Below are 4083 nucleotides of genomic sequence, written 5' to 3' on the forward strand. Positions count from 1 at the left end.
CCCACCGAACCCGCCGCCCCCTCCAACCCCTCGGACTCCTCGAACTCCTCAAGCATCCGTACGACTTCCTCACGGCCCGCACCGATCACCGCGAGCATGGCGCCGGGCTCCGTGACGGCGTCACGCATCAACTCGCCCCTCCTGCGGGCGAGCCGTACCAGGCACTCCTCGTCCATCACCCCGGCGGCGTACAGCGCGACCAGTTCCCCGAAGCTGTGCCCGGCCACGCAGTCGGGCTCGACACCCGCCGTACGCAGCGCCGCCAGCAGTGCGGCGCTCTGCGCGGCCAGTGCGGGCTGGGCCCACTCGGTCCGGGTGAGCAGGGCCTCCTGCGCGGCGCGGTCCTCCTCGGTGAACGCGGGTACGGGGAACACCACCCGGTGCAACGGCAGGGAAGCGCCGTCATCCAGGACGAGCCCCGCCGTACGGTCCCAGACCTCCCGGGCCTGCGGCAGATGCATGGCGAGGTCGGCCCCCATACCCGTGTACTGGCTGCCCTGCCCGGAGAAGAGCAGCGCCAGCCGTCCGGGCTCTGCGGTCCCGTGGCCGTAGGCGATGCCACCCGCCGTGGTCACCGGGCGGTCGCGGCGCGCGGCGGACCGTACCAGCGCGGCCACCTGGTCGAGCCGGCCCGCGAGCTCGGCGGTGTCCGCGGCCGTCACGGCGAGCCGGTGGGGATCGGACGGCCGGAAGGCCCGCTGCGTGGCCAGCGCCACCTCGGCGAAGGACTGTTGTGTCCCCCGGGCGTCACCGCGGCCGGCCGCCACCTCCTCCACCCGCTCCAGGACCCGCTCCGGCGAGTCCCCGCTGAACAGCAGCAGTTCGGTGGGCGCGGTCCGGCTCAGGGGCGCCGGGGTGGCGCGTACGTCGGGCCCGGGCACGTACTCCTCCAGGGTGAGGTGGAAGTTGGTGCCGCCGAACCCGAAGCTCGACACCGACGCCCGGCGGGGCTCCGAGGGCGCCTTCACCCAGGGGCGGGCCCGGGTGTTGAGGTACAGCGGGCTGTGCTCCAGCTCCAGGGCGGGGTTGGGGCGTTCGACCTTGATGGTCGGGGGCAGGACCTTGTGGTGCAGCGCCAGGACGGTCTTCAGCAGCCCGGCGGCGCCCGCGGCGGACTTGGTGTGCCCGATCTGCGACTTCACCGAGCCGAGCGCGCACCACTGGCGGTCCGTACGGCCGGACTCCTCGAACACCGTGCGCAGTGCGGTGAACTCCGCGGCGTCCCCAGCCGTCGTGCCGGTGCCGTGCGCCTCCACCAGGTCGACGGAGTCGGGGCCGTACCCCGCGGACTCGTAGGCCCGGCGCAGGGCCCGCGCCTGTCCGGCGGGTACGGGGGTGTAGATGGCGCTCCCCCTGCCGTCGGAGGAACTGCCGGCGCCGCGCAGTACGGCGTAGATCCGGTCGCCGTCCCGTTCCGCGTCCGCGAGGCGCTTCAGCGCGAACATCACGAGTGCCTCGCCGAGCATCGTGCCGTCGGCGGCGTCGGAGAACGGCCGGCAGTCGCCCGAGCGCGACAGCGCCGGGGTCTTGCTGAAGCACATGTACATGAGGATGTCGTTGAGGGTGTCCACTCCCCCGGTGATCATCAGGTCCGCCGTTCCGACGGAGAGTTCGTTGACGGCGGCGCTGACCGCGGCGAGCGAGCTGCCGCAGGCCGCGTCGGTGGTGTAGTTGGTGCCGTGCAGGTCGAACCGGCCGGCGATGCGCCCGGCGACGACGTTGCTGAGCACTCCGGGGAACGTGGCTTCCTGCCAGGGCACGTAGTGGTCGGCGATCCGGTCGCAGACCGCCTGGGCGCGGTCCTCGGGGATGCCGTTCTCACGCAGGGACTTCAGCCAGACCGGGCGCTGCATCCGGTTGCTCATGGTGTGCAGGAGTTCGAGGGCCGCCGTGCCGAGGATGACCCCGGTGCGTTCCCCGTCCAGCGCCACGGGGTCGTCGAAACCGGCGTCCACCAGCACCTGTTCGGCCACGTTCAGGGCGAGGAGCTGGGTGGTGTCGATGGCCGGCAGGGCGTTGGGAGGGATGCCGTGGGCGGCCGGGTCGAAGTCGACGGCGGGCAGGAACGCGCCCCGCCGGGCGTAGGTGCGGTCCGGCGCGGAGGGATCGGGATCGTAGTAGTCCTCGACCAGCCAGTGGTCGCCGGGTACGTCGGTGATCAGGTCCTGGCCGGTCAGAACGGTCCGCCAGAAGTCCTCGGCGGCGGGTGCCCCGGGTGTCAGAGCGGCGAGTCCGACGACGGCGACGGGGACGTGGCCGGGGCGCGTGGATCCAGTCATGAGGGTGCTCCGATTGCAGCGTGACGGGAGGGGTGCCGTGGTGCGGTACGCCGCGCGGCGGGGATCAGGTCAGCGGCCTGGGCCGGTAGGAGAAGGCGGCGGCGGGCAGCTGGACGCCGTAGCTGCGCAGCTGGTGCGCGCGGGTGAGCACGGCGGCCCCCTCCAGCAGGTTGCGCGCGATCTGGACTACGGAGCGGTACTCGGGGCCGGCCAGGAAGCTGCCCCTGGTCCAGCGGTTGAACGCCCCCATGGCCGGTCCGCACCAGATCTGGTAGTCGGCGCGCCGGTCGGGCTCGCCCGCGATGGCCCACCGGCTCGACTGGCCCAGGTAGGAACGGAAGACCAGCGCCATACGGTGCTTGGGGTCCCGTTCCGCCCGGGCGAGCTGCGCGGGGTCCCGTTCCCGCCAGTACTGCCGGGTGCCGCTCCACGCCTCGTCGATCGTGCTGCGCAGGACGTCCCGTTCGAGCCTGTCCCGTACCTCCGGGGGGATGGCCTCCAGGGACTCGCAGGAGCGGTACACCTCCCAGAGCTGGTTGGCGCGGGCGGCGAACATCGTGCCGCGGCGCAGGACCTGGAGCTTGACGCCGAGTTCGAACATGTCGGAGGCGGGTGCCATGGTCACGTCCGCGACATCGGCCTGGTCCAGCAGTCGCTTGGCCTTGTCGGAGAGCCCCGACTCGACGGCCACCTGGTTGACCGACCCGGTGACCACATAGGCCGCGCCCATGGCGAAGGCCGAGGCGACCGCCTCCGGAGTGCCCAGTCCGCCCGCCGCCCCGACGCGCGGCGGCACCAGGTAGCCGTGGCGGACGGTGAGTTCGGCGCGCAGGGACAGCAGCGCCGGCAGGAGGACGGCCAGGGGGCGGTTGTCGGTGTGGCCGCCGCTGTCGGCCTCGACCGTGATGTCGTCCGCGACCGGGACATGGGCGGCGAGGTCCGCCTCCCGGGCGGTGATCTCGCCGCGTGCGAGCAGCTCGCGCAGGATCGCGGGCGGAGCGGGCGACATGAACTGCTCGGCCACCTCGGGGCGCGACACCTTGGCGAACATCCGGGTGCGCCGGACGATCCCGCCCTCCGGGTCGGTGGACAGCCCCGAGACGGCACAGCGGACCACGGCCGGGGTGAGGGACATGTACGCGGAGGCCGAGACCACGGGCACCTCGCGGGCGACCAGCAGCCCGGCCACGCACTCCTCCAGGCCGGGTTCCTGCGGGGAGTGGATGAGGTTGACGCCCCAGTTGCGGCGGTCGCCGAGCCGCTGCGCCAGCTCCACCACGGCCCGCTCGACCTCGGCGTAGTCCAGCCCGCCCGCGCCGAAGAACCCCAGCATGTCGGCATGGGCGAGCTCGGTCACCATCCGGGTGGTCGCGATGCCGCCCGCCATCTCGCCGCCGACGTACGGGAAGCGCACCCCGTGGTACGTGCAGAAGGCGAGGTCGCCCAGCCACTCCGGGTACAGCGGCGGTAAGGCGCCGAGGAACCGGTGGGTCGCGTCCACGGCCGGCCGGGGCGGGGCGGCCTCGCCGCCCGGGGCGAGGCCGACGCGGCCGGTCGACCGCTCCTGCACGATGTGCGCGGTCTCCCTGATCCGGTGTGCCCGGTACACGAGCGTGGCTCCGTCGAACGCCGGGGCGACATCGGGGAGTTCGCCGACGTATCCGGGTGTGCCGGCGCCGTCGTACATCGCCTGGCCGTGGAGGGTCATGCTCTGTCCAACCATGTTCCTTTCCTTCTCCGGCCTTCTCCGGCGCGGGTTCGTCCGGCACGGGCGCGCCGGTGCCGGGAGCGGAATGTGGGGGGG

General features: G+C 73.1%; 2 protein-coding genes. Both read right to left on the reverse strand.

Translation table 11 applies throughout. The features are described 5' to 3' along the window. Positions 1–2279, reverse strand: a 2279-nt coding sequence (locus FNH04_RS42590; protein WP_152791601.1) for a type I polyketide synthase, incomplete at its 3' end; no start/stop codon positions are given. A 64-nt stretch (positions 2280–2343) separates the two neighbouring features. Beyond that, a complete protein-coding gene (locus FNH04_RS42595; protein WP_152791602.1) occupies positions 2344–3966 on the reverse strand; it encodes a PfaD family polyunsaturated fatty acid/polyketide biosynthesis protein in 1623 nt (540 codons plus the stop codon). Between the last annotated feature and the right edge of the window lie 117 nt (positions 3967–4083).

The sequence above is a fragment of the Streptomyces phyllanthi genome, from assembly GCF_009377205.1.
GTDB lineage: Bacteria > Actinomycetota > Actinomycetes > Streptomycetales > Streptomycetaceae > Streptomyces > Streptomyces phyllanthi.